Here is a 21,097-nt window from a genome sequence, read left to right as displayed (position 1 = left end):
AGAGACTGGCCGCATGTCCGACGTGTTCGAAGTGCCCATCCGCGACGAGTCCATCCGGCTCGGTCAATTCCTCAAGCTGGCGAGCCTGATCGAATCCGGCGCCGAGGCGAAGGAAGTGATCGCCGACGGACTCGTCAGCGTCAACGGGGAGGTGGAGGTGCGGCGCGGGCGGCAACTGCACGTCGGCGACGTCGTGGAGATCGGGGCCGCCGCCGCACGCGTGACGGCCGGGGCGTGAGCCCGAGGTGACGGCCTGCAGCGCCGGTGCGACCACAGCTGCAGTCTCCGAAATCCTCAATCCCCTGCGACGTTCAGGGGAGACGCCGCACCTGTTTGCCAAGGGCGAACAGCCGGCGGGCGAGCCTCATGACGGGAATACCCAGCGGAATCAGGATGATCGTCACGCACAGCAGCCCACCGACGAGCCATACCACCGCCGCAAGGATCCCCACCACCGCCCCGAGCACGGCCGTGAGGATCCCCAGCACCGAATTGAGCAGGCCCTTCAGCGCTCGCATGATGACCTCCTGGTTACCAGTTTGCGCGCATACGGGCCGGGGCGCACCCGTTTTCGGTCGACCTCCCCATACCGGCTCGGCCCGCAGGTGATGCCCGGGTGCGGGAGACGAAGGCTGTCTCGGAGGTGCTGTCAGGCGGTTTCGTCCGGGTCCTTGTCCTCGCGCCGGTCCAGGATGCCGGCGGTGACGCCGTAGGGCAGGAAGCGCACCGACCGGAGCGGGTCGGTGTTGTTCTTGTGGGCGCGCAGCGCCTCGAGTTCGGTGGGGAAAACTTGCTCGACGCGGGCGGTTCCGTCGCCGTCGAGCGTGTAGATCACCCACACGCCGTCGCCGGTCTCGCCGGCGGTGGGCGGTGCCGGGCGGGTGCGCGGTGCGCCGCCGAGGTCGGGGAAGATGCTCGACCACGGAATCCCGGCGTCCGGTTGCTCGACGAACCGGCCGATCTTGGCGGCGAGGTCCCGCAACCCTTCCCCGGCATCGCGGAAGACGCGGTCGAGGTCCTCCGGGTCGAATCCGAACGGGTTGTTGTCGCCCATGAGGGTCTCCTGAGGTCGCGGGCCGCACGTGCGGCCGTGATCCCTCCAGTGTGGGCACTGCCGCCGAACCTCGCCACCATCGGCCGCGAGGACGGCGGCCCGCGACGTCAGGTGGCGTGCTCGTGCGGCCGGACCGGATCCGCCTTGCGGGCACGCAGGGAGGTCCGCGCCGTACGCAGCGCCATGAGCATGCCGGCCCCTGTCAGTCCTCGGCGCGGACGACGATCCCGTCGTGGTCGCTGTAGAGCATCTCGCCCGGGTTGAACGTGACGCCGCCGAACTCCACCGGCACGTTCTTCTCGCCGGACCCGGTCTGGGTGCTCTTGCGCGGGTTGGTGCCGAGCGCCTTGATGCCGATCTCGAGGGTGCGCAGGATGGCCGAGTCGCGGACGGCGCCGTTGACGACGACACCGGCCCAGCCGTTGTCGACGCCGCGGCCGGCGATGATGTCGCCGACGAGGGCGGTGTGCACGCTGGCATCGCCGTCGACGACGAGGACGCCGCCGTTGCCCGGCTCGCTCAGGGTCTGCTTGACGAGCAGGTTGTCCTGGAAGCAGCGGATGGTGGTGATCCGGCCGGCGAAGACCTCGCGGCCGCCGAACTGGACGAACTGCGTGTCGCAGCTGCGGATGTCGGGGCCGATCTCGTCGGCGAGGTCGGCGGTGGCCGGAACGTCGTTGGTGGAGGGTTCGCTCATACCGCCGAGAGTAGTGGGGTGACGGCGTCCACTCGGCGGGGGACGGATAGAGACAGATCATCTGCCTCTTTAGATTTCAAACCGGTAGATTCTTGTATCCTAAGAGCCATCGGGGCTGGGATGGATGACGCACACAGGACGGTGAAATGCCACTCGACGGAAGCTCGACGGTTGTTCGCGTGCCCAAGGCAGGTGAACTGATCGCCGCGAGCCTGCGCCGCCAGATCATCACCGGGGAACTGCACGCCGGCGAGCCGTTGCCGAACGAGGCCGCACTGATGGAACGCTTCGGCGTTTCCCGGCCCACGTTGCGGGAGGCGTTCCGCATTCTCGAGTCGGAAGGCATCATCACCGTCCTGCGCGGCGCCCACGGCGGTGCCCGCGTGCAGGCGCCGGACGGCTCGACCGCCGCCCGCTACACCGGACTGCTGCTGCAGTACCGGGGTGTCCCGCTGGCCGACGTGTACCGCGCCCGCACCGAACTCGAGGTGGACGCCGTCGGCCTGCTCGCCGATGCCCCGGCCGGGCGCATCGACACGCTCGCCGAACTGGTCGAGCGGGGCGAGGAACTCCTCGGCGACGCTGCCGCCTTCGCCAAGTACGACACCGAGGTGCACCGGGCGGTGATGGAACTCGCCGGGAACCAGACGATGGCGGCGCTCGCGGGGATGCTGCTCGACATCATGGACGCACACAATGCGCTGTATCTCTCCACGCGCGCCGATTCGGCGGAACGCCCCGGGGCGTCCGCGGCGTTGCGCGCCAACCGCAAGCTCGTCACGTTGCTGCGAGGAGACGATGCCGAGGCGGCGCAAGCGTTCTGGCGCAGGCACCTCGACAGCGTCGAGCGGTACATGACGGGTGACTCGGCGACCACGCTCGTCGAGGTGCTGTCCTAGGACCCCGCGCTCCCAGGGCACCGCGCTCCCAGAGCACCGCGTTGAGGGGGAGGTTGCCGCGCCGACATGCGGGTGGGGCGCTACGTAGCAGCCCCCTCGGCGCAGGAAACTCCCGCTCGGCTCAGCGCCCGAATCGCCGCTCGTACTCGTTGCGTTCGCGGTCGGCCCGCACCCGCGCCTTCTCGCCGAGCAGGTTGGGGTCGAGGCCGTGCTGCTCCAGGCGGTGCCGCCGCCAGATCTGCATCAGGGCGATCGCGAAGTACACCAGCGGGATGAAGAGCAGCGCCATCATCGCCAGCGGAATCCACACCGGCCCGGGGATGAGCAGGAACAGCGCCAGGAACGGCACGATCGGCAGGGTGAACCGCACGAGGTAACGCATCGTCGCGCCGGGCCCGACGAGGTCGTTGCGGACCCAGTCCTGGAGCGAGTCGGGGAGCGTGCGGCCGAACAGGTATCCGACGTACTGGGTAAAACTCGGTCGCGCGCTACTCGTCATGTATCCGAGGATAGGCCGCCTATCCGTACAGCCCGGTGAGCCGGTCGGAGAAGTTGTCGATGACGATCTTGCGGCGCAGCTTCATGCTCGGCGTGAGGTCTCCGGCCTCGACCGACAGTTCGCGGTCGATGATGGTGAACTTCTTGACCTCCTCCCACCGGTTGAGCTGCTCGTTGAGCTGGTCGATGTACCCGGCGATCAGCTCGCGGGTCTTCTCGTCCCGGGCGATCTCCGCGAACGACTTGTCGCCCATGCCGTTCTTCTGGGCCCACTCGTGGATCGCCTCCGGATCGAGGCCCACCAGCGCCACGCAGTACGGCCGGCCCTCGCCGTGGACGATGATCTCGCTCGCGTACGGGCACAGGCCCTTGAAGGTCGCGGCGATGGCGGACGGCGCGACGTACTTGCCCTGCGAGGTCTTGAACATGTCCTTCTTGCGGTCGGTGATCCGCAGGAACCCGTCGGAGTCCACCTCGCCGATGTCGCCGGTGTGGAACCAGCCGTCGTCCTCGAACGCCTCGGCGTCCGCGTCGGGACGATCGTGGTAACCGCTCATCACACCGGGACCCTTGATGAGGATCTCCCCGTCCTCGGCGATCTTGACCTCGGTCTCCGGGAAGGGCCAGCCGACCGTGCCGAAGCGGTAGGCGAGCGGTCGGTTGAGGAACGTCGCGGCGGAGGTCTCCGACAGCCCGTACCCCTCGAGGACGATGATGCCGACGGCATCGAACCACTGTGCGACCTCGCGGTCCAGCGGAGCGGACCCGGAGACGAAGAACCTCAGCCGGCCGCCGAACCGCTCCCGGATCTTGGAGAAGACGAGCTTGTCGGCGACTTTGTACTGCAACCGGTCCAGCAGCGACGGGTTGCGATCCTCCTGCTTGGCCTTCGAGACCCTCATTCCGACCCCGACGGCCCAGTCGAAGATCTTCTTCTTGATGCCGCCCTCTTCCTCCATCATCGCCTCGATGCGCGCGTGGGCCTTCTCGAAGACGCGTGGGGCCGCGCCCATGAAGGTTGGCCGCACGACCGCGAGGTTCTCGACGATCTTCTCGACCCGGCCGTCGATGGCGGTGGGCATGCCTACCTGCAGGGGCAGGCTCAGTAGCACCTTGCCGAACACGTGCGACAGGGGCAACCACAGGTACTGCAGATCGTCCGGGCCGAGAATGTCGAGGGCATCGACGGCGGCGGCGGTGTACGTCCACGCCGAGTGCGGCAGCCGCACGCCCTTGGGCTTGCCGGTGGTGCCGGACGTGTAGATGAGGGTGGCAAGGTGATCCGGCCGAATCTCCCGGACCCGATCCTCGACGACGTTCGGCGACTCCGCGATCAGTTGCCGGCCCCGCTCCTCGAGGTCGGCCAGGGTGATCACCCAGTCCCCGCCCCCGGGGCCGTCGATCACGACCACCTGCTGCACGTCCGGTAGCTGTGCGCGCTGCTCGACGAGCTTGTCGACCTGTGCCTTGTCCTCGGCGACGACCACGCGGCTGCCCGAGTTGGACACGATGAACCCCACGTCGGGAGCCTTGGTGGTGGGATAGACCGTCGTGGTCGCGGCCCCCGCGCACATCACCGCGAGGTCGACGATCACCCACTCGTACCGGGTCGACGACGCCAGCGCGATACGGTCCTCGGGCTCGATGCCGAGCGCGATCAGCCCGGCCGTGAGCAGGCGGACGCGGTCACCGACCTGCTGCCACGTCACGCTCTCCCAGCCGTCGTCCTTCGGGAACCGGAACGCCTCCGTGCCGGGGCTGGCCGCGACACGATCGAGGAAGAGCTGAGCCACCGACGGTGCCCGCTTCTCGATCTTCGAGTGGTCGACGGGTTCGTCGGAGATTCGCAGCGCTGTCATGCTTCGAGTCTAGGAAGGCCGCTCGAACCGTGGGGAGGGTTTCGCCTGTTCGTTCCGGCTTCCGGTCCATGCTCACCGCGCCTGCCGGTGCTGCCGGGCGTGGGCGAGAGCCGCGGCCGCCCGCAGCACCTGCGGTGCGCGCCGGGCGGTGCTTAGCACGGCCCGGTCGAGCACGGACAGGTCGAGGGACCGGTGTGCGATCGGGGGTGGGTCCGTGATCGCGTCGGTGAGCGCGTACAGCTGCCGTCGGCCGGGCACCCCGGCGAGCCGGTGCCGGCTGTGCGACGTCGTCGCGTGACTCCTCGAGGGGTCATGCAGTCACGGCCAGTCTCACCTCCTCGGCAGGGTCGGTGACGGTCTCGGCGGGCTTGTCGTTGCGGGGACGAGCCAGGACGTCCAGTCAACGCCAACGGCTACCGCGAGATCCTGGGGTTGGATGCCACTTCCGCCGAGGACGGGGCCGGCTGGCCGACGTTTCCCGATCCCTGGTCGCCCGCGGGCTGACCGGGGTGAAGCGGGTGACCTCCGATGCCCTCGCAGGCTGACGTCTGCGATCGGAGCGACCCTGCCCGGCGGACTTGTGGCAGAGGTGCCGCACCCACTGCGCGACGAACTTCGCGGCTGTTACGCCGAGGTCGTCGTGGCCTGGGGGTACCGCCCGCTTGCGGGGACGATGAAGACACCGCTGAATTCGGTCTACGACTAACCGGATGGTGTTGAAAAATGCCATTTACGCAGCGATTCCCACAAACCCCCAGCTGAGCGCGTTTTCGGTCGCCGGGACTGTCCTTGTCCACGTTGTCGGTGCGATGTCCGAGATAGGTGTCGCATCCGGAAGGCGTCGTCCGAGATAGTTGTCTGACACCCGGCGGGGCCCGCGCTACCGGACCTCGCACCGGCCACCGCCGACCGGATCGCCGCGGCGGTGGCCGGCTCCCGCGCCGCGGGCACCCGCCGCACCTACGCGAAATTCGCCGCGTGGTGCGCCGCCGAGGGGCATGCCGCGTTGCCGGCGCATCCGGTGACCGTCGTCGGCCCGGGTGCTCGCGCCGGAGCCGCCCCACCCGCTACTGCGCGGGGCGGCGGCCGCCGTGCCGTGGAACCGGCGCCCGTTCCTGATGGGGAGAGCAAAGTCGAGCAGCGTCTTCTCCTCGACCGTCAACTGGTCCCCGATGGAGCGCTCGATCCAGGTGCGGCAGGTCAACCGTTCCCTTGTCGACATACTGCGACCGGCCTCCAGCGTTTCGTGCGCCGGGCAACAACAGGAGACCCGATACGGCCATAGCGCCGGCCGTAATGACCGCCCCGGCGGCATATGCGGCGGCAACACGTTCTGCGGTATCGATCGCCTGTGCAGAGACTGCGGTCAGCGCAGCAATACCGAGAGTGCTTCCCAGCTGATGCGCGGTGTTCACCAACCCCGATGCGGCACCGGCATCCTCGGATGGGGCGCCGGAGATTCCTACTGCGGTGAGAGGTCCGAATGTGAGACCTTGACCGACGCCGATGAATACCATGGGTACCAGCACACCGACGACGTACGTGCTGGTGGCGGTGAGCTGGGTGGCGCAGGCCGTACCTGCCGTGACGAGTGCGAGCCCGACGAGAATCAATGGCGGATTGTCGAATCGGGCTGTGAGGCGCGTCGTCCACATCGAGGTGGCGAATTGCAGAACAGTCGCCGGCACCAACGCAAGTCCCGTCTGCAGCGGATTCCAGCCGTATGTGTCCTGCAGGAACTGGGACGCGAAGAAGAAAAAGGGAATCATCGATCCGGCAAAGAGCAACCGCACCACGAAGGCGATGAACCGTTGCCCACTGGCGAAAAGGCGTAACGGCATGATCGGATGCTCGGCGCGCCCCTCGTTGACGACGAACACCGTCAGCACCACAACCGCTGCTGCGACCGGGCCGAACGCGAGAGGCGAGGTCCACCCGGATACGCCGCACTGGACGATGCCGTATGCGAGCAATGCCATGCCTGCCGTCGATGTGATCGCGCCGGTCATGTCGAAGCGCCCGGGTACCGCTCTGGTGCGCGGAAGAAATTTCAGCGCAGCCGCAATCAGGGCCACCCCGATCGGCGCGTTGATCGCGAAGCCTGCGCGCCACGAAACCCAATGCGTCAGTGCGCCACCGACGACGAATCCTATGCTGGTGCCCAGTCCCGCCATCATGCCGTAGGCCGTGACAGCACGAACCCGTGGTTTCCCGGCGGGAACGGCTGCCGTGACCAACGCCAGGGAGGAGGGCGCCGCGAAAGCGGCACCCACTCCTTGCAGCGCTCGGGCAGCAACGATCCACGCGCCGTTCTGGGCGGCTCCGACCAGCAGCGATGCAAGCGCGAACACCGTCAGTCCGGCAATGAGGGTGGTCCTGCGGCCGAGAATGTCCCCGGTCCGTGCCCCGAGCAGGAGCAGCCCGCCGAACACGGCGGTGTACGCATTCTGCACCCATGACATCGCATATGCGGAAAGGTCCAGGTCTTCCGCAATGTCGCGGATGCCCGTGAAGATGATCGAGTTGTCGAACACGATCATGAAGTAGGTCGCGAGGATGATTGCCAATGTCGCGGCCGGATCACGTCGGTGCGGTTCGGTGTTCCTGCCGCCCGGTGGCTCGCCGGCGGTTGGTGTGCCGGTCCGGTTCAGTGCCGACCGGGCACCATCCACCGCGTTGCCTCAGCCGCGCGTCGGAAGTTCGGGTGCGGGTCGCAGTGGTTGCACCTGTTCACCGACGAGCGTCCACGGCAAACCGGTGACTTCGTACCGGCCCACGCTCGGGCTCTCCACGGAACGGAACAGGTCGGTGCTTCTGACGAATTCGTCTCGAACCAGTCCTGCCGAGGTGTGGACCACGGACACCGTTAGTCCTTGCTCGAGCAGTGCCTGCTCGAGGTCATGGCCGTCCTGAGCTGTCGGCACCTGGTCGATGAGGGGAACGCGGCGGTCGATCACCGGCGGCCGAACACCTGTAGCGGCTTCGAAGCGGGCGCGTTCCTCGTCGCTGCGGAGGGTGATCGCGAGCAGCCGTCCCGTGGCGTGTTCGCGCATGAAGAACTCGGTCTCGGCTTCTCGTGGGTCGTAGGGGTCGGCCGCCTCGGGGCCGGCGAGTTCGGCGATCTGGACGGCGACGAGTTCCGCCATGGAGATGTCCAGCGCCAAGCTGGAGGTGTGGGATTCCGCCAGGCACCAGGCCAGTGTCCACGTGACGAGGATGACGCTGGTCAGCGGGTCGGCCCAGGGCGTGCCGATGTCTCCCATACCGCCCCGTGCGTCCTTGGTGGCATTGACGAGGCCGGCGAAGGCGTGGATGTTGTGGCCGTATGCGCGGTAACCGGCCCAGGCGCCCGTGCGCCCGAACCCACTGGAGGAGAGCAGGAGTTTCGGTGAGTGTTGCGCCAACACGGAAGTGGTGTCGACACCGATGGCCCGGGCGCGATGGGGGCTGAGGTTTTCCATCACGACGTCGAACGAGGCGAGGTCCACAGCACGAGACGAGTCGCCGCCCGAGAACTGCAGTGGATGTTTGCAGAAATTGAGCTGATTGAAGTATGCGCTGCGGTTGGGGCCGGGGGTGCCGTCGACGAACGGGCCTCGGCGGCGGTAGACGTCGAGCCGGTCGAGGTCTTCCAGTTTGGCGACATGCGCGCCCATCGCGCCGAGCCAGGCTCCGGCGAGTGGTACTGCGAGAACATGTCCGGCGTCGAGCACCCGAAGGTCCGACAGGCGTCTGCGCCCGGCGGTGTCGTCGGTGTCCTTCGGCACTTCGGTGATCTGGGTGGGAAGCACGGGGCAGTCGGGTCCGGACAGGTCGAAGTTCCGCCCGAGCGCGCGTGAGCGCTCGGCGAAGGTCTCGACGGCATTGACGGCGGTGCAGGGGACACCCGCCGCCTGGAGGACTTGCTCGCACTCCTGTGCCGTGCGGGTCGATGCCCAGGCCGTCAGCTGGGCATTGACGTGGTCGGACTGCTGCCGGGCGTCTTCCAGGGTGGTGACCGATTCGAGCGAGGACCCCATGACCGACCGGAAGGCCCGCCACTGGTGTTCTTCCAGCACGAGAACGTAGACCGCCCCGTCGCGACAGTCGACGAAGCCCGAGGGTGCGCCGTAGCGGGCACTGCCGCCTTCGTCCGGGCAACGCGACAGTGCGTGCGCCATCTCAAGCGACAGTCCCGTCGCGATGATCGCGGCTTGCGCCGAAACGTCCGCGTGCACCGGGCCTGTTCCGGCGCGGCGGGCGTGAAGTCCGTGGAGGGCAGCGACGGCGGTGACGTGACCGACGAGCTTGAGTGCCACCGTGCCCGGCGGCACCGTAGGGGCGAATTCGTCCCCGATGCGCGAGTGCCCGAGGATGCCGCTGGCGGCGAGCAGTGTGAGATCGGATGCGAACATGTCGGCGCGGATATCGGTCAGCCCGAATGCGCTGGCGGTGACCCAGACGTTGCGGTTGTTGGCGGCGACGAATTCGCGGTATTCGTCGGCGCTGGGGGCGTGTCCGTCCGGGAGGACTGCCGGTTGTTCGATCCGGTCGACCAAGACGACGTCGGCGTTGGTGTCGACGTCTCGCAGGGTGGCCACCTGTTTGACGACGGCGCCCAGTTGTCCCAGGGCAGAGCCGGCAATCTGGAGAGCGACCGACCGCCCTACCTGGACCACATGCACGCCGGCAAGCCACCGCATTGTCGCGTCACGTTTCATATTGCTGCGTCCTCTCATAGGCCGGTCGCATTCGTGCGAGCGGAAACAGTCGCCGCTACCGGTTCGCGTTCGGACCCACACTCGTGGCCCGTGGAGATCTGTGCTTTCGGGCTACCGAATTCGCGGTCGATGCACTGCCCCGGGGCACCCGTCATTCATCTTATCGTATTTGCATACGAGATTACAAACACATAAGGTCGGGAATGTGACCGGTGAAGCGTTCGGGTCCGCAGGCGAAGGCGTGGTCCGTCCTGCGTTCACGACCACCGCAGGCTGAGCGGACATGCCCCTGCCGCAACGGAAGACGGAACCCTTCGAGGAGTGAGATGACCCGATCGACATCCGAGGGGCACAACACCGTGCTGGTCGAGGACGAGGAAATCGGCAGCGGTCGCGTGCGCGTCATTTCGCTCAACCGGCCCGCCAAGCGCAATGCGCTCGACACGCAGCTTCTCACCGAATTACGGGAGGCGTACACCGCCGCCGCCGCAGACGCGGCCGTGCGGGCGATCGTGTTGAAGGCGTGCGGCCCGGTCTTCTGCGCAGGTGGCGACACCTCGGAATTTCGCACGGGACCCACGGAAGCCGTGATCGACCGTGCCAGGATCATGGCGGATGTCCTGGCGTGTCCGAGTACGCTCGCCGTTCCCGTCGTGGCGGCGGTCCACGGTCCGGCGCTCGGTGCCGGTGCCGCGTTGGCGCTCAGCGCCGACCTGGTCGTAGCAGGTGAGGCATTCTCCCTCGGCTACCCCGAACTACCCAACGGCGCCTATCCGCCGCTGGTGATGCCCAGTGCTCTCGCGCACATGAACCGCAACCTGGCCTTCGAACTCGTCACCACCGGTCGCCGGCTCGGTGCCGACGAAGCGTTGGCGTACGGCGTGGTCAATCGCATTGCCGACCAGCGTGCCGACATGGAGGCGCTCGCGCTGGCTGCGGCGTATACGCGATTCGACGCCTCCCTCGTCGCGGCAACCAAAAGACTGTTCTACCGGCAGGTCTCGCTGCCGACGGATGTCGCCTTGCGGGAGGGTCTCCACGATCTGATCGCGAGGCGGTGATTGCACAGCACCGGCCGACTCTCGGTTCCGCCGGGCGCGATGCAGCTCGGATTCTTCGGGAAACTGCACTCCATCCTGCGACAAACCACTCGGTTTGACGTCGTGTTCGCCACTTTCCGGCGTGGACCTCGTGCCGCGGTGCATCCCCGCGGTGGTCGCCGCAGCACTTCATCCACCCCGCTTCTGGGCCGAAACCGCCTCGATCCACGTATTGACCGGAACGGAACCCGGCCGTACGATCTTCGATATACCGTATGGGTATTCATAATATCGTATGTCACTGGATCGGCGATCGCGGAGCGCGAACATCAGGCGCCCGCTCATCAAGAGGGGAAGGTGTGGCTTTGTCCAACACGACCACGGAATCCGCAGACCGGGACCAGCCGGAAGCCAACGACTTCGACCGCCGGCTGCGCGAAGCACTCGACATCGCCAACATCCCCACGCTGCTTCTCGTGCTGGTGCAGCTGACCGGCGACAAGCGGTGGCTCGAAGAGCCGTACCGGCCGGTGCGCAGTCGCGGTGTCGACGACAACGACACCGGCGGTCTGCCCACCGAAATCCAGGACCGGATCCGCAACGGTGCATTCGACGCGATCCGCGCCTGGCACCGCAATGGTGAGATCGCGATCTCGGAACCGTCGCCGCAGCTGCTGCTCGAGATGATGGCGGCCTCCGAAGGAGCACCTGTTCCCGACAAGTACGCCGGGATCATGACCGCCCGCCTGAAGGCCTTCTCCGAACCGGACACCGCCTCGCTGGACGGACTCGTTCCGCCGGGCTTCACCGCACTGATCGTCGGAGCCGGGATGTCCGGAGTCTGCGCGGCGATCAAGTTCCAGCAGGCGGGCATTCCGTACATCATCGTCGAGAAGCAGAACGACACCGGCGGTGTCTGGCACTCGCACCACTACCCGGGGTGCAGTGTCGACACGCCGAGTCACCTGTACTCGTACACCTTCGACGGGGGCGACTGGAGCCGGTACTTCCCGCCGCAGGCGGAGATCGACGACTACTTCCGTGGCGTCGCCCGGCGCAACGGCATCTACGACCACATCCGGTTCGGAACCGAGGTCCTCGCTGCCGACTACGACGAGAGCGAGCACGTCTGGGTGAGCCGCCTGCGCGGCCCCGACGGCACCGAAGAGACCGTCCGTACCAACGTCCTCATCAGCGCCGTCGGGCTCTTCGCCGAGCCGATCGTTCCCGATATCCCCGGCCTGGACGGGTTCGACGGCCCCGTGGTGCACACCGCGCGCTGGGATTCGACACTCGACCTAACCGACAAGCGGGTCGCGATCATCGGCACCGGCGCGAGCGCCATGCAACTGGCGCCCGCCATCGTCGACGACGTTCGGTCGCTCACCATCTTCCAGCGGACCAGGCAGTGGGCGGCACCCTTCCCGAAGTTCCACAAGCCGGTTCCGGAACCGATCCGGTTCCTGATGCGCGAAATCCCCCTGTACCAGCACTGGTACCGCATCAGGCTCAGCTGGATCTTCGACAGCAAGGTGTATCCGTCGCTGCAGAAGGACCCGAACTGGGAAGACCCGCAGCACTCCATCAATGCGATCAACGCCGGGCACCGACGGTTCTTCGAACGCTACATCCGGGAAGAACTCGGCGACCGCCAGGAACTCGCGCCGCGCGTCATCCCGAACTATCCGCCGTACGGCAAGCGCATGCTGCTCGACAACGGCTGGTTCCGGATGCTGACCCGTCCTGAGGTGACGCTCGTCGACAACGCCGACGACAGGATCGACCACATCTCGGGAAACACCATCCACACCCGCAACGGGAACAGCTACGAGGTCGACGTCATCGTCCTGGCGACCGGCTACAACGTCGCCCGCATGCTCTCGACCCTGCCGATCAGGGGCCGCGACGGCCTGAGCATCCGCGATGCCTGGGACGACACCGACCCGCGCGCCTACCTGGGGACGGTCGTTCCCGACTTCCCCAATCTGTTCGTCCTGTACGGCCCCAACACGCAGCTCGGACACGGCGGCGCCTTCATCTTCGTGATGGAATGCCAGATCAATTACGTCCTCAAGAGCCTGCAAGCGATGTTCGAGGCCGGCATCGGCGAAGTCGAGTGCCGGCAGGACGTCTTCGAGACCTACAACGAGGCCGTGCAGGAACGTCACCAGCAGATGATCTGGACCCACCAGGGAATGACCACCTACGTCCGCAACGACAAGGGACGCGTGGTCGGGAACAACCCCTGGGAGCTCGTCGAGTTCTGGCACCTGCTCAACAACGCCGACCTCGGTGACTACCACGTGGTCGAAAGCGCCGTCGAGATGGCAGTGCGGTGACACCCGACATCGCCCTCGACACCGAGCTCGACAGCTCGCACGTCGGTACCGTCACCTTCGCCCGAGGCCCCTACAACTATCTCAGCGCTGCTCTGCTGACCGCGCTCGCAGATGCCTTCGACGATCTGAGCACCCGCGGCGCCCGCGCAATCGTGCTCTACGGCGACGGCCGGCACTTCTGCGCGGGAGCCGATTTCGGCAGCAACGACACCGCCGCACCGGGCGCCGCCACCTCGCCGATCTACGAGGTGGTGCCGAGACTGTTCGAACGATCCGTTCCGGTGGTCGCGGCGATGCGCGGTGCGGCCATCGGCGGCGGCCTCGGGTTGGCTCTCGCCGCGGATTTCCGCATCGCCACCGCCCAGAGCCGCTTCGCCGCCAACTTCGCACGACTGGGCTTCAGCCAAGGATTTGCGCTCTCGCTCACCCTTCCGCGTCTGATCGGGTTACAACGGGCGAGCGACCTGCTTTACACCGGTCGCATGGTCTACGCAGACGAAGCCCTGCAGATCGGGCTGTGTGATCGACTCACCGACGACGAGAAGTTGCTCGGCGAGGCCCAGTCCTATGCCGCCGAGATCGCCACCTCGGCCCCACTGGCGGTGGCGGCGATCCGTCGACGACTTCACGGTGACCTCGCCGATGCTGTGCGCGATACGCTCGAAAGAGACTGGAGGGACCAGACTGCTCTCAAGCTGACGGCCGACTTCCGTGAAGGCATCGCCGCGGCTCGGGAACGCCGTACACCGCAGTTCCGAGGCGAGTAGCACGCGGTGACCACGCCTCGACCGGCGCGCCTCACGCCTTCCTGACGAAAGCGAAACACCTCTGATGACAGATATCGTCGTAACCCCACAGGTCGGACGCTTCGATCCGGCCACTCCCCTCGGAATGATCATCGACGGAGCCGAAACCGCATCGCTGACGGGTGAGACCTTCGACGTGTTCGACCCCGGCACCGGCGACGTCATCGCCCGGGTTACGCGGGGGAACGCCGAAGACGTGGACAAGGCCGTCGCCGTGGCACGGAGATCGTTCGAGGATGGTCGGTGGCGGCGACTGTCGCCGGCCGACCGCGGCGTTGTGCTCTGGCGCGTGGCGGATCTCCTCGAATCCCACCGCGACGAATTGGCGCGACTCGAGAGTGCGAACGTCGGTCTGCCGCTCGCGCACGCCTATGCGATGGTGGGCGAAGCGATCAGCGCGTTCCGCTACTACGCGGGGTTCGCGGACAAGATCCACGGCAGAACCCTCGAGCTCGGCCCGGCGGAGCAGCGTGTGCATGCGTACACACTGCGCGAGCCGATCGGGGTCGCAGGGTTGATCACCGCGTGGAACGCCCCCGTGGTGATGGCGGCGCAGAAGCTTGCCCCCGCCCTGGCCGCGGGCTGCTCCTGCGTCCTCAAACCGGCGATGGAAGCGCCGTTGACGACGCTGCGTGTCGCCGCACTTCTCGAAGAGGCCGGGGTACCCGGCGGTGTCGTGAACGTGGTCACCGGATCGGGGACGGCGGTCGGGGCGGCGATTGCCGCACACCGCGGTGTGGACAAGGTGTCCTTCACCGGTTCCACCGAGGTCGGCAAGCTGATTCTCGGCGCTGCTGCCGGAAATCTGAAGAAGCTGACCCTCGAGTTGGGCGGTAAATCCCCGGTGGTGGTGTTGGCGGACGCGGACATCTACAAGGTGATCCCTGCGGTGGCCGCGGCCGTCTTCTACAACGCGGGTCAGATCTGCACGGCCGGGACGCGACTGTATGTCCACGATTCGGTGTACGACGCGGTCGTCGACGGTGTCGGCGAAGCGGCGCGTGCATTGAAGATGGGCCACGGTAGCGAACCGGGAGTCGACCTGGGGCCGTTGATTTCGGCGAGGCAGGTGAGCCGGGTGGCCGAGTACGTCCGCAGCGGCGTCGAGGACGGTGCGCGTGTCGTCAGCGGTGGATCGCCGGTCGACGGCAAGGGATTCTTCTTCGAACCGACCGTGATGGCCGAGGTGAACCACGAGATGAAGGTGGTGCGGGAGGAGATCTTCGGCCCCGTGATCGGTGCGATGCGGTTCAGCTCGGTCGACGAAGCGGTCGCGCTGGCGAACGACACCGACTACGGGTTGGCCGCGAGCGTGTGGACCAGGGACATCGGGTCGGCGCACGCGGTGGCACGGCAGTTGCGTGCCGGCCGGGTCGGGGTGAACGTCCACCGGGCGGGTGGAATTCACATCCCGCAGGGCGGATATCGGCAGTCCGGCTGGGGCAGGGACGGCAGCGTCGAGGGACTCGATGCCTATCTCGAGACGAAATCGATTCTCGAGGCCCTCGATCGCTGACCGACGATCGACCAGCCGGCGGCACCCGCATACGAGGGCCGTCGGCGTGGTCGATCGTGCACCGGCCGGTGGGCCAGCACCGCAGCTGGCAAGGGCCGGTGATGTAGATGGTGGGGCGCAGGAGACCGACAGCGTACAGACGTGGGGATCCCGCACCGCGAACATGCTCCTGCACAAAGAACATGCCCTGTCCGGCCAGGTCCGGACAGGGCATGTTCGTCACTGCGCGGCTACACCTCCGCTGGGGAGGGCCGGCCAGGCGTCCTACGGTGTGTCGTGCAGGACAATGCCGCGCAGTGTGGACCCGTCGTACATCGCCGCCCATCCGTCGTTGATCTCGTCGAGAGTGAAGGTGCGGTTGACCAGTTCGTCCAGTTTCAGGCTCCCGGCGCGGTAGAGATCGAGGAGCCTCGGCACGGCGAGGGTGGGCGACATGGCGCCGTACAAGCAGCCCTGGATGCGCTTCTGGAAGAGGGGGAACTGCGCGAGATCGATGGGAAGCTCGCCGGGGTTGCGGCCGGGAACCGCGGTGACAACCAGTGTTCCGGCTTTCCGGACTGCCTCGAGCGCTCGGGCGACCTGGACGCCTTCGAGGATGCTGGTCGTGATGATCGCGACGTCAGCACCCTGACCGTTGGTGAGGGAGCGTGCGAGGTCCGTGGCTTCCTCGATCGAGGACACGGCGTCGGTCGCACCGAACGACAGTGCACTGGTGCGCCGGAATTCGATCGGGTCCGCAGCGATGATCCGCGCGGCACCGGCATGCTTCGCGCCCTGAACGGCGTTGATTCCGAGACCGCCGGTACCCATCACGATGACGACGTCACCGGGCACCACCCCGCCGGCGGTGACAGCGGATCCCCAGCCGGTGGGTACGCCGCATCCGAGGAGAGCGGCCGCGATGAGAGGGATGTCCTTGTCGATCGGAATACAGCTGCGTTCGGGGACGACGCTCCACTGTGAGAACGTACCCAGAAAGCATGCCTGAGAGACGTCACGGCCCTCGTGATGCATGCGGTGCGTCCCGTCGAGCATCGCGCCGGTGGGGATGAGGGCACCGACATCGCACAGATTCTGCATGCCTCGCGCACACCAGCGGCAGCGGCCGCAGCTCGGGAGAAATGCCGTGACCACGTGGTCGCCGGGCTTGACCGTGGTCACCCCCGGGCCGATCGCTTCGACGATCGCCGAGCCCTCGTGCCCGCCGCAGTACGGCAGGTGCTGGCGGTCGCTGTCTCCGGTGGCGTGGTGCTCATCGGAATGACACAGCCCGGCCGCGATGTTGCGAAGCAACACTTCGTTGGCCCGGGGCTCGTCCACGTCGACTTCGACGACCTCCCACTTTCCCGGAACCTCCATCAGGAGTGCAGCCTTGGACTTCATCGGTTCGTTCCTTTCGTTCCTCTGGCGCGGAGGCGACACGTGCCCAGTGGTGGGTGGCTCTGCTCGGTCTGCGGGGTCCGAGCGCCGTAGCCGCGTGGTGGTCGCGCCGCGGTTCGTGCGATGGCTGAGCCCGCGGTGCCGCCGCCGGTGTATTCACGAGTGGGGAGCGGCGTCAGGAGGTCGGGAGCAGGCCTTCGCGATTACGTACTTGCATACGATATAACGTACATCACAGTCGGTCAACGCTTCGGCAGAGGTTCTTCGCCGGCCGGCGAACCGGCATCCCGGACCGGGAGAGGTCACCTCGACGCGGAGGCGGGAAAACCTCAGGTCTCTACCGGACCGTGAGCCAATGTCGCTGTTGTGCGGGTCTACCCGAGCCGGCGAGCAGGTCGTCTCCGCCCGCCCTTCTGCAACGAGGGATCCGCCCTCGGCAGCAGTGCGCGGAGGAGCTCGTAACCCATCTCGATGGGCCGAGTATCGCCATGTGTCAGAAAGCATCTGTCGCCGACGTCCGGGCCCCGTCGACAGAATCCTCCTGGCGGCCGCACCCTCCGTTCCCGAGTTCGTGAGGGTGTATAGGGGAATTGGCGGCGGGTGCGGCGGGTCGCGTGAACACGGTGTCCACCCGGTCCGAGACCGGGTGCGTCCTCGCTGGCGGCGCGCTCGGCGTGTGGCACGAACTCGAGCCCGCGATCGGCGCCGCCGTGTCAGCGTTGGACAAATTGACGAAAATCGTTGGCGTGGTCGTGACATCACTGCCGAGCTGACGCGTGATACGCAGTAGCGAGGCTGGACTTGGCCGCAGCACATCGAGCGATCCGTCCAGTTTCTCAACCGTATGGACGCTCGCGCCCGACGTCGCGGCACCGTGCGCCGAGCCGGTTCACGTCGCCGAGCGGAACCGCGGCGACCGCCGCCATCCGGTATCAGGGTTATCCGGCTTCGACGACGCGGGCGACGGACTCGGACACGACCACCGGCTTGTCGGAGCCTTCGCGCTCGACGATCTGGCTCATCGTCACCTGAATGCCGCCCCCGACCTGTTCCGCCGACTGCACGGTGGCGCGCATCCGGATGCGTGAACCCACCGGCACCGGCGCGGGGAAACGCACCTTGTTGTAGCCGTAGTTCAAGCTGTGGGCGAAACCGTCGAACCGCAGCAGGGTCGCCGACAGTGCCGGTCCGAGGGACAGGCTGTACAACCCGTGCGCGATCGTGCCGCCGAGCAGGCTGGCGGCGGCGCGCTCGGGATCGATGTGAATCCACTGGTGGTCGCCGGTCGCGTCGGCGAAGGCATTGACGCGTTCCTGGGTGACGTCATGCCAGTCGGTGGGTCCCAGCTCCTTGCCGATCAACGCCGTGAGCTCGTCGAAACTCGCGGGACGAACGGGCAGTGCGGTGGTGTCGGTCATCTGTCTCCCTCAATTCCGGGTGGTGCAGGGCCTGGATGTGTCACGTTGGACCCGACCGCTTCGACGATCGCCCAACCTGCTGCCGCATACGCCAGGTCACTTCGTGGGCCCGGGGCTCGTCCACGTCGACTTCGACGTCCTCCCACCTTCCCGGAAATCTCCATCAGGAGTGCAGCCTTGGACGGCCACACCGCCGGTGGATCACGATTCGGGAGCCGCGTCGTGGGCTCGGGGGTGAGAACTACCGTGGTTTAGGTTTAGGTTTAGGTTTAGGTTTTGGGTCGGTCGGGATTACATATGTGCATACGATATTACATACGCCGCGGTCGGTCGGCTCCGGCCGAGGTGCTTAGGTGGTCGGCGAGTCGGTATCCCGGAGCGGCAGAGGTCACCTCGCCGCGGGGCGGGAAACCTCCGGTAGCCCTGCATACCGGCGATACTGGCTCACGGTCCGGTAGAGACCTTCTTCCATCGAGTAACGGCTGCGAATGCCGAGTTCGGCCTCGGCCCTGCTCGCGTCGTAGCGACGAGCCCACGCCATGGTGGAGCCGGCGGGCAGGTCGGCTCCACTACCGTTCTCCAACGAGAGATCCGCCCCCGGCAGCATGGCACGGAGGAACTCGTAACCCCCCTTGATGGGACGGTAATCGCCGTGTGTGAGAAAGCATCTGCCGCCGACGTCCGGACCTTCCAGTGCCCGGACGAAGGCGTCGGATACATCCTCGACGTAATGGAAGTCGAGGCTGTGATCCCCGAAGAGGAACCTCGCTGGGCCGGACTCGACAGCCGCGGCATGAAGCGCGTCGAGCAACCACGTCGTACCGGATCCCCGACCCGCCTTGACGTGCTCACCGAAGCCGTAGACCCGGCTCAAACGCAGCCCGACGGTGTCGAGCCCGAAGTTCTCGTAGTACCGGGTGGCCAGATATTCGGAGAACACCTTGGTTGCCCCGTAGACGCCGTCGGGGTCGTAGTCGCTGTCGTCGGTGATGACGCCCTGCGGTCCCTCCGAACGGGGTCCGAAGACCGTGACCGAGCTCGCCCAGACCACCTTGTTCAACTCGAGCTGGGCGGCGGCCTCGAAGACGTTTGCCGTTCCCCCGGCATTGACCCGCACGGCGGCCGGCGCGTTGGCCTCCGAGGCGGCGCCGACCATCGAGGCGAGATGCACGACCGAGTCGATGTCGTTGGTTTCGACGGCCGACCTGACGGCCGCCTGGTCCGAGATGTCACCCACGATGACGGAGACCTTGTCGAAAAGATCTCCTCCGAGCAGGTAGTCGAGGAATTTCAGATCGGGCAGCTCGATGTCCGCCGGTTCTCCCCTGCCGCCGAAGTAACCGTAGAGGACGACCTCCTTGCCGGCTTTCAACAGGTCTCTGACGACGTAGCTTCCGACGAAGCCCGTTCCGGTCACCATTACTGCCATGTCCGAGTCCTTCACTTCCTGGTGTGCAGCGCGTCCGCGCTGAACATTTCTCTCGACGGGGGTGTCAGGCCGTCGCCGGCTCGGTCGCGCGTTCGCCTCGCTCGCCGGTGTGGCGCGACCGAGCGAGGATGCGGCGTGCCTGCGCATAGACCGGACCGTCGACCATCCGACCTTCGAAGGTGGTCACGCCGCGGCCGTCGTTCGTCGCCGCCAACAGGTCCCGGGCCCATCGCACTTGATCGGCGGACGGCGCGTACGCATCGCGGATGACGTCGACCTGCGTGGGGTGGATCGCGACAGTGGCATCGAAACCCACCGCCACCGCGTCGAGACACTCGGTGCGAAGTCCATCCACATCGGGGATGTCCATGTAGACGGCATCGATGGCGATCAAGGAGCGGGCTTTGGCGGCAACGAGAACCCGCGACCGGGCGTATCGGGCAATGTCGCGATACCGACCGTCGGGGTATCGGGACGACAGTCCGCCGAGGCCGGCGACGAGGTCGTCGGCGCCCCACATCAGAGCGGTGACGCACGCGGCGTCCGCGAGCGATGAGCATTGATCCACACCGAGCGGCGTTTCGATCAAGGCGATCACCTTGAGGTGGCCGAGTGGCGCGAGGTCGTCGGCCCGCTCGGCTTTGGCCAGCATGATGCGCACGATGGAGGTCTCGCCCAGCAGTTGCAGGTCGGCTGTGTGTTCGGAGCTGCCGGCACCGTGGATGCGAAGCACGGTTCGTTCGAAGTCGTAGGCGCCATCGTTCACGAGCTCGGCCACGGCCCGGCGGGCCGTGGCCTTACGTTCGGGTGCGACGGCGTCCTCGAGGTCGAGGACTACTATGTCGGCCCGCTGCAATGCTTTTCGGTATCGTTCCGGTCGATCGGCGGGGCAGAACAGCCATCCGGGAGGCGGGGACCACTGTCTCATGGCTGTTTCCTCACGAGCGTGGCGCGGGTCGCTTCGGCGACGATCTCGCCGCGTTGGTTGCGTGCCGCGTGGGTGAAGGTAACGATGCCGGCGTTCGGGAGACTGCGGGATTCGCGCTTGTTCGCGATGACGGTCTCGGCGTAGATGGTGTCGCCGTGGCGCACCGGGTGCGGGAACTTCACCTCGGAGAACCCCAGGTTGGCCACAATTGTGCCCTGGGTCAACTGCGCCACCGACAATCCCACGAGCGTGGACAACGTGAACATCGAGTTCACCAGGCGGTCATGGAAGGGCGCAAGCTGCTCGCTCTCCGCCTGGTCGAGGTGGAGCGGTTGGGTATTCATGGTCAGCGTCGTGAACAGGACATTGTCGGCTTCGGTGACCGTCCGGCCCGGCCGGTGCTCGTAGACGGTGTCGAGTTCCATCTCGTCGAACCACAGGCCGCGCTGTACGATTCGCCGGGAGCCTCGTCCGGTCGTGTCGAATGCCGGTTCGGCGGTCAGCACCTCCTCGGTCGCAGCCGACCGGGTGCGG

General features: G+C 66.8%; 19 protein-coding genes and 1 pseudogene. 7 read left to right on the top strand and 13 right to left on the bottom strand.

All coding sequences use genetic code 11. The features are described 5' to 3' along the window. The first annotated feature begins 13 nt into the window (after window positions 1-13). On the top strand, window positions 14-238 hold the full coding sequence (locus ACWPOB_RS13495; RefSeq protein ID WP_455401138.1) for an RNA-binding S4 domain-containing protein: 225 nt from the start codon (window positions 14-16) through the stop codon (window positions 236-238). 73 nt (window positions 239-311) lie between these two features. On the opposite strand, the gene ACWPOB_RS13490 is transcribed toward ACWPOB_RS13495, so the two are convergent. The 3 genes from ACWPOB_RS13490 to rraA form a co-directional block, all read right to left on the bottom strand. Then, a complete protein-coding gene (locus ACWPOB_RS13490; RefSeq protein ID WP_455401137.1) occupies window positions 312-518 on the bottom strand; it encodes a hypothetical protein in 207 nt (68 codons plus the stop codon). 131 nt (window positions 519-649) lie between these two features. Next, window positions 650-1,054 (bottom strand): hypothetical protein, encoded by a 405-nt coding sequence (locus ACWPOB_RS13485; protein WP_455401136.1) that lies wholly within the window; start codon window positions 1,052-1,054, stop codon window positions 650-652. Between the two features lie 202 nt (window positions 1,055-1,256). Beyond that, on the bottom strand, window positions 1,257-1,751 hold the full coding sequence (gene rraA, locus ACWPOB_RS13480; RefSeq protein ID WP_455401135.1) for a ribonuclease E activity regulator RraA: 495 nt from the start codon (window positions 1,749-1,751) through the stop codon (window positions 1,257-1,259). A 146-nt stretch (window positions 1,752-1,897) separates the two neighbouring features. Between rraA and ACWPOB_RS13475 the strand changes: the two genes are divergently transcribed. Next, window positions 1,898-2,650, top strand: a complete 753-nt coding sequence (locus tag ACWPOB_RS13475; protein ID WP_100056807.1) for a FadR/GntR family transcriptional regulator — start codon at window positions 1,898-1,900, stop codon at window positions 2,648-2,650. Window positions 2,651-2,771: 121 nt separating this feature from the next. Here the strand turns inward: ACWPOB_RS13475 and ACWPOB_RS13470 are convergent, their stop codons facing one another. The 3 genes from ACWPOB_RS13470 to ACWPOB_RS13460 form a co-directional block, all read right to left on the bottom strand. Continuing rightward, window positions 2,772-3,149 (bottom strand): DUF5313 family protein, encoded by a 378-nt coding sequence (locus ACWPOB_RS13470; RefSeq protein WP_006931544.1) that lies wholly within the window; start codon window positions 3,147-3,149, stop codon window positions 2,772-2,774. Window positions 3,150-3,168: 19 nt separating this feature from the next. After that, window positions 3,169-5,007 carry an AMP-dependent synthetase/ligase gene (locus ACWPOB_RS13465; protein ID WP_100056808.1) on the bottom strand — a complete coding sequence of 613 codons (1,839 nt, stop codon included), beginning with the start codon at window positions 5,005-5,007 and terminating at the stop codon, window positions 3,169-3,171. Between the two features lie 72 nt (window positions 5,008-5,079). Further along, the gene (locus tag ACWPOB_RS13460; RefSeq protein ID WP_455401134.1) at window positions 5,080-5,265 is read right to left on the bottom strand and encodes a hypothetical protein; all 186 of its coding nucleotides are present in this window, start codon (window positions 5,263-5,265) and stop codon (window positions 5,080-5,082) included. Window positions 5,266-5,406: 141 nt separating this feature from the next. On the opposite strand from ACWPOB_RS13460, the pseudogene ACWPOB_RS13455 reads away from it, so the two are divergent. Next, window positions 5,407-5,654, top strand: a pseudogene (locus ACWPOB_RS13455) (transposase); the annotation flags it as partial. Window positions 5,655-6,074: 420 nt separating this feature from the next. Here ACWPOB_RS13455 and ACWPOB_RS13450 read toward each other — a convergent pair. Both ACWPOB_RS13450 and ACWPOB_RS13445 read right to left on the bottom strand, forming a co-directional pair. Further along, complete coding sequence (locus ACWPOB_RS13450; protein ID WP_346772789.1) at window positions 6,075-7,679, bottom strand: MFS transporter; 1,605 nt, start codon at window positions 7,677-7,679, stop codon at window positions 6,075-6,077. 9 nt (window positions 7,680-7,688) lie between these two features. After that, window positions 7,689-9,587 carry a CoA transferase gene (locus ACWPOB_RS13445; protein ID WP_455401133.1) on the bottom strand — a complete coding sequence of 633 codons (1,899 nt, stop codon included), beginning with the start codon at window positions 9,585-9,587 and terminating at the stop codon, window positions 7,689-7,691. Window positions 9,588-10,066: 479 nt separating this feature from the next. Here ACWPOB_RS13445 and ACWPOB_RS13440 point away from each other — a divergent pair, with 479 nt between their 5' ends. The 4 genes from ACWPOB_RS13440 to ACWPOB_RS13425 all read left to right on the top strand — a co-directional run bounded on the left by ACWPOB_RS13440 (window position 10,067) and on the right by ACWPOB_RS13425 (window position 15,408). Next, entirely contained in the window at window positions 10,067-10,768 is a 702-nt protein-coding gene (locus ACWPOB_RS13440; RefSeq protein ID WP_455401132.1) for an enoyl-CoA hydratase/isomerase family protein, read from the top strand. Between the two features lie 344 nt (window positions 10,769-11,112). Next, on the top strand, window positions 11,113-13,086 hold the full coding sequence (locus tag ACWPOB_RS13435; RefSeq protein WP_455401131.1) for a flavin-containing monooxygenase: 1,974 nt from the start codon (window positions 11,113-11,115) through the stop codon (window positions 13,084-13,086). Further along, window positions 13,083-13,853: an enoyl-CoA hydratase/isomerase family protein gene (locus ACWPOB_RS13430; protein ID WP_455401130.1), complete on the top strand. Its 771-nt coding sequence runs from the start codon at window positions 13,083-13,085 to the stop codon at window positions 13,851-13,853. Before ACWPOB_RS13435 ends, ACWPOB_RS13430 begins: the two co-directional genes overlap by 4 nt. 64 nt (window positions 13,854-13,917) lie before the next feature. After that, window positions 13,918-15,408, top strand: a complete 1,491-nt coding sequence (locus tag ACWPOB_RS13425; protein WP_455401129.1) for an aldehyde dehydrogenase family protein — start codon at window positions 13,918-13,920, stop codon at window positions 15,406-15,408. 264 nt (window positions 15,409-15,672) lie between these two features. On the opposite strand, the gene ACWPOB_RS13420 is transcribed toward ACWPOB_RS13425, so the two are convergent. From ACWPOB_RS13420 to ACWPOB_RS13400, 5 genes are all read right to left on the bottom strand, one after another. Beyond that, the gene (locus tag ACWPOB_RS13420) at window positions 15,673-16,791 is read right to left on the bottom strand and encodes an NDMA-dependent alcohol dehydrogenase (RefSeq protein WP_165037503.1); all 1,119 of its coding nucleotides are present in this window, start codon (window positions 16,789-16,791) and stop codon (window positions 15,673-15,675) included. 935 nt (window positions 16,792-17,726) lie between these two features. Continuing rightward, on the bottom strand, window positions 17,727-18,206 hold the full coding sequence (locus ACWPOB_RS13415) for a MaoC family dehydratase (RefSeq protein ID WP_455401128.1): 480 nt from the start codon (window positions 18,204-18,206) through the stop codon (window positions 17,727-17,729). A 388-nt stretch (window positions 18,207-18,594) separates the two neighbouring features. Continuing rightward, window positions 18,595-19,635, bottom strand: coding sequence for an NAD-dependent epimerase/dehydratase family protein (locus ACWPOB_RS13410; RefSeq protein ID WP_455401127.1), 1,041 nt, complete (start codon window positions 19,633-19,635; stop codon window positions 18,595-18,597). A gap of 64 nt (window positions 19,636-19,699) precedes the next feature. Continuing rightward, entirely contained in the window at window positions 19,700-20,563 is an 864-nt protein-coding gene (locus tag ACWPOB_RS13405; RefSeq protein ID WP_455401126.1) for an HpcH/HpaI aldolase/citrate lyase family protein, read from the bottom strand. Next, complete coding sequence (locus ACWPOB_RS13400) at window positions 20,560-20,988, bottom strand: MaoC family dehydratase (RefSeq protein WP_455401214.1); 429 nt, start codon at window positions 20,986-20,988, stop codon at window positions 20,560-20,562. The genes ACWPOB_RS13405 and ACWPOB_RS13400 overlap by 4 nt, the downstream gene beginning before the upstream one ends. Window positions 20,989-21,097 lie beyond the last annotated feature (109 nt).

It is taken from the genome of Rhodococcus sp. 2H158, assembly GCF_053764755.1.
The sequence above is the reverse complement of the archived record's forward strand: the minus strand, read 5'-3'. Positions and strand labels throughout refer to the sequence as shown.